General features: G+C 40.9%; 3 protein-coding genes. 2 read left to right on the top strand and 1 reads right to left on the bottom strand.

Annotated features, from left to right (window positions below):
• The coding region (gene porW, locus AB7E53_RS05130; RefSeq protein WP_446774544.1) for a type IX secretion system periplasmic lipoprotein PorW/SprE at positions 1-2,127 on the top strand (2,127 nt) is incomplete at its 5' end.
• A 555-nt stretch (positions 2,128-2,682) separates the two neighbouring features.
• Here porW and AB7E53_RS05125 read toward each other — a convergent pair.
• The gene (locus tag AB7E53_RS05125; RefSeq protein WP_079682345.1) at positions 2,683-3,693 is read right to left on the bottom strand and encodes an aspartate-semialdehyde dehydrogenase; all 1,011 of its coding nucleotides are present in this window, start codon (positions 3,691-3,693) and stop codon (positions 2,683-2,685) included.
• Positions 3,694-3,839: 146 nt separating this feature from the next.
• Between AB7E53_RS05125 and AB7E53_RS05120 the strand changes: the two genes are divergently transcribed.
• On the top strand, positions 3,840-4,774 hold a 935-nt coding region (locus tag AB7E53_RS05120), incomplete at its 3' end, for a hypothetical protein (protein ID WP_446774542.1).

The following is a 4,774-nucleotide window of genomic DNA, read 5'->3' as shown; positions in this document are numbered from 1 at the left end:
CAGGATGCCAAAGGAAGTGGAATAAACCGTACTGGCACAGGAACCCGAACAGTTACCATGCCGGTAGCAACAGGAGAGAATTCGTTTTATTTTTACAATCCTCAAACTGTTGCCGATGGAAAAAGACAGTTTCAGACCCGCTGGGGAAGACGATTACTTGAAGACAATTGGCGCAGGCTTAAAAAAGCAATGAATACCTTCGTTGATAATCAGGATAGTAATGTACTTTCAGACAATGTACAAGACACTGCTCCCGACAGGGGAAATCAGGTAGTTTCTGTAGATTCTCTACCTTCGCCTGTAGCTTCTCAAGATCCAAAAGATCCGGCATTTTATCTTCAGCAAATCCCACTAACGGAAGAAGACCTGCTGGCATCGGATCTTATAATTGCCGACGGGCTCTTTAACATGGGAAAGATATATAAAGACAAACTGGAAGACCTTCCGCTGGCTATTGAAACCTTTGAAACGTTGGACAGACGCTTTCCTCAAAATAAATATCGTTTAGACAGCTATTATCAATTGTATCTGATGGGATTACGATTGGAAGACCGTTCGCTTGCAGCCCAATATAAAAGTAAGCTTATGCAAACTTTTCCGGAAAGTGATTATGCTCTGGCAGTCGCAGACCCCAATTATGCTTATAATATCCGTATGATGGACCGTGTACAGGATTCCATTTACGAAAGAACCTATAACCAATACCTGGTCGGCGACACAACCAATGTAAGAAATAATTACAGAAAGGTAACAACCGCCTATCCGCTATCCAAGTTATTACCGAAATTCACATTCCTTGAGGCTCTTACATATGTTCAGTCAGGCGATGCCAACCGTTTCAAAGAGGCTCTCAAAGCATTGGTAGAGAAATATCCTCAAGCCGATGTAACTGAACTGGCTGGCGAAATGCTCAAGGGAGTCCTGCGCGGGCGTTCTATGGTACAAGGAGATGTTACCGGGATGAAATGGAATATGCGCTTCGGACTGCAAGATGGGATCGAGCCAGGTGCTATCGATTCAACCCGTACCTTTACTGCCGGAATAAATGAGCCTTATCGGATGTTACTAATTTACCCGGCAGGAAAAGTGGAACTGAATCAACTCCTTTTCACTGTAGCCTCCTATAATTTTGCCAACTTTATGATAAAGGAGTTCGACTTAAGCAGCGAATCTTTTGGAGAAATGAATATGCTCTTTATACGTGGTTTTGTTGGAATGGAAGAAATACTGCAGTATTACCGTATGATCCATTCCGAATCCGGATATGCTGCGAATATCGAAAGAGCTGTAGGTATCTTACCCATCTCCGAATCCAATTATGAGGTGCTGATTCATGGCAAGACATTAGACGAATACATTACTTTTTTCAATGAAAACTTTGGCGAATCAGCTTCCGAAATCGTATCACGCTGGCGTATCCGGCTAATGGATCAAGCTGACGAAACAACCGAGATTCCGGCACCGTCATTCGTATCTGATGTTACAGATCAACAAGCAGATTCAACGAATACACAGTCTGCCGTTCCGGATTCAATTCAACTCATACAACGACCAATTGATTCACTTCAAATAGATCGAACAGAAAAGGCGATAGATCTTCCAACGGATAGTACCCGGATGAATGAAATAATACAGGATACGCTCCCTGAATCCGAATTTAGCGCAGACAGCATTTCCGGATCGATTGTTCCTGAATCAAAAGAGTTGACTCTGAAAGAAATTCAGGCAATCCGTGCAAAGGAAGCTGCAGAAGAAGAGGCCCGAAAGAAACAGCAACGTGAAGAATTTGAAGCCAAACAAAAGGCAGATAAGGAATTGCAGGAACAAAAGGCGAAAGAACGTGCAGATATCCTGAAAAAGCAGGAAATTGAAAATCAAGCTTTGCTCAAAGCTAAAGCCGACAGGGAGAAAGCGCTTGAAAAGGAACAAAAAGATCGGTTGAAGCAAGCAGAAGCTGCCCGTAAACAGAAGATCAAGGAACGGAAATTACTCCTTAAAGAAAAGGAACGGGCCTATAAAGAGCAACTCAAAAAGCGTGAAGCCGAACGTAAACAAAAGGAGAAACTCTATCAGCAGAAACTTAGAGACCGCGAAAAGGAACGTAGAGAAGCATTAAAACAGAAGTAACCAATCGCAGACATATAAAAATCTTCTCTGTTTTGTTAGTACTTTTTGCCTAAAATGTATATACTTATTTACCAAAAAGTATATACTTCCTGTCCAAAATGTACCTGATTTTTTGAGGCATGTCTTTCTTTTGATTCGTAATGAATTTGGTTTACATATTTAATTTTAAATACCGGATCGGTTTTCATTCCTATATGTTTGAATGTTCAAAGATATAGGAACGGTTTCTCAAAGATATATCTTTGCCGATAAAAAGTACCGGGTTTCCGCACAACAGGCCTTACTTGTTGAATTACCTTACAGATTTCACGAAAATATCCTTCACTTCCTTCACCTGTACACATAAAATGCTATCCATCAATTAATTACAATTACTAAACAATCAGATATCCTTCACTTTTTCACCAATATCCTTCACTTTTTGAGAAATAACCTTCACTTTCCGGCAGATATCCTTCACTTTAAAGAGGATGAGAGAAAGAATACGACAATGAAGAATAAAAAAACAGGCCGTCTCTTATGGGGACGGCCTGTTGATTATTTTATAAGAAAATCTTATTTTACATTTTTTACTTTGATAAGGTATTCTGCGATCTGAACAGCATTTAAAGCTGCTCCCTTTTTAATTTGATCACTTACCGTCCAGAAAGTCAGACCATTCGGATTAGTCAGATCCTTACGGATTCTACCAACATAAACTGGTTCCTTATCAGCTACAAATAATGGCATTGGATATTCCTTTGCAGCAGGGTTGTCTTGTAAAACAATTCCTTCGGCTTTGGCAAATGCCTCCTTGGCTTCCTCCACACTGATGGGCTTTTCTGTTTCCACCCAGGTAGATTCAGAGTGAGCACGCATTACCGGAACACGAACACATGTGGCGCTGACTTCAATATCAGAGTGCATGATTTTACGTGTTTCGTGGTACATCTTCATCTCTTCCTTTGTATAACCGTTATCGGTAAATACATCCACCTGAGGAATCAGGTTATAAGCCAGCTGATAAGCAAACTTTTCTACTGTAGGTTTATCTCCCTTCAGTATCTCTTCGTATTGTTTTATCAACTCTGCCATGGCAGTAGCTCCTGCTCCACTGGCAGCCTGGTAGGTTGAAACATGTACTTTCTTAATGTGAGAAATACCTTCGATTGCCTTTAATGCAACAACCATCTGAATGGTCGTACAATTAGGGTTGGCAATAATCCCCTTCGGGCGGTTCAATGCATCCTCCGGATTAACCTCGGGAACCACCAATGGAACATCAGCGTCCATACGGAAAGCACTTGAGTTGTCTATCATCACCGCACCATGTTTGGTGATGGTTTCTGCAAACTCAATGGAAGTACCTCCTCCTGCCGAAACGAAAGCAATGTCGATCCCTTTAAAGTCGTCGTTATGCTTGAGCTCTTTCACGGTGTACTGTTTACCTTTAAAAGTATAAACACGTCCGGCACTACGGGATGAACCAAAAAGGATCAGCTCATCCATCGGGAAGTTTCTCTCGTCTAGCACACGTAGGAATTCTTGTCCTACTGCTCCGCTAACACCAACAATTGCTACTTTCATTTTGAGCACAATTTAAAATTAAAAATAATTAGTACTATTTCGTTCTATGCAAAATAGTTTTATATCTTTGTACTTTACAAGGCACAGTATCCGAAGTTAACATTCGGCTTGCAAAGATATACCTATTTCTACAAAACCTTACTATTATGAAACATATTTTTCTTTTTTTACTCTGTTTCCTTTCTTTTTTAACAAAATCGCAGACTTCAGACACTTTTTCGTCGTCATATATCACTGCAACCAATGCATGGACAGGTGATACCGCGTCATTTTATGTTACAACCGATGGATGGCTACAACTTGACGATTTGTATGAACAGGGAAATGCTTCACTGCAATTGCCTGTCAATTATAATAAAAACATGGAATGGGAACTAGATGTTCAACTTTATTTTAATTCATCCAATGCCAATAATGTACGTCTCTATGTTCTCTCGTCGGGCGAAAATATAGATCCGGATGAAACGCATTATTATGTTCAGGTAGGTCACAACGACGATAATATATCTTTATACAGCGTAAAAGGGACGGCAACAGCCAAACGACTCATCAAAGGTCGATTGGGACTGCTGGACAAGGAAGATGTTGAAGTGAATGTAAAGCTAAGATTAGAAAACGGAACACACTGGAAATTATATAGCCGCCTTTCGGACGAAATGTCCTATCGCCTCGAAGGAGATACCATCTTGAAACAAGTAGTGATTCCGCCATCGGGTACTTTCAAGATAAATTGCCGTTACAGCAAAACCCGCAGTTATCATTTTGCTTTCGACAATCTGTTAATTACCGGCGATTCAATTGATATGGCCGACACCATGCCTCCCTGTATCACTGCAATAGAAGCCATATCCGATTCGATTCTACGATTTACCTTCGACGAACCTATAGAATCATCTGCGGCTTCCTGCTCTATAGATGAAATGGGACCGGTATCAATCAAGACTGTATCGGCAAACGCAAATCAACTGCTTGTTGTAACTCCCGACACTATGATAAATGGGAAAGATTATACGTTGTGCTGGGAAAATCTGACTGATTTGTCGGGAAACGTGTTGGTCGACAACTGCCTTCAGTTCACCTT

It is taken from the genome of Macellibacteroides sp. (genome assembly GCF_050251695.1).
Lineage (GTDB): Bacteria > Bacteroidota > Bacteroidia > Bacteroidales > Tannerellaceae > Macellibacteroides > Macellibacteroides fermentans.
The sequence above is the reverse complement of the archived record's forward strand: the minus strand, read 5'-3'. Positions and strand labels throughout refer to the sequence as shown.

Coding starts and splice junctions, on each gene's coding strand:
- AB7E53_RS05125 (WP_079682345.1), bottom strand. CDS start 3,693: ATGAAAGTAGCAATTGTTGGTGTTAGCGGAGCAGTAGGACAAGAATTC.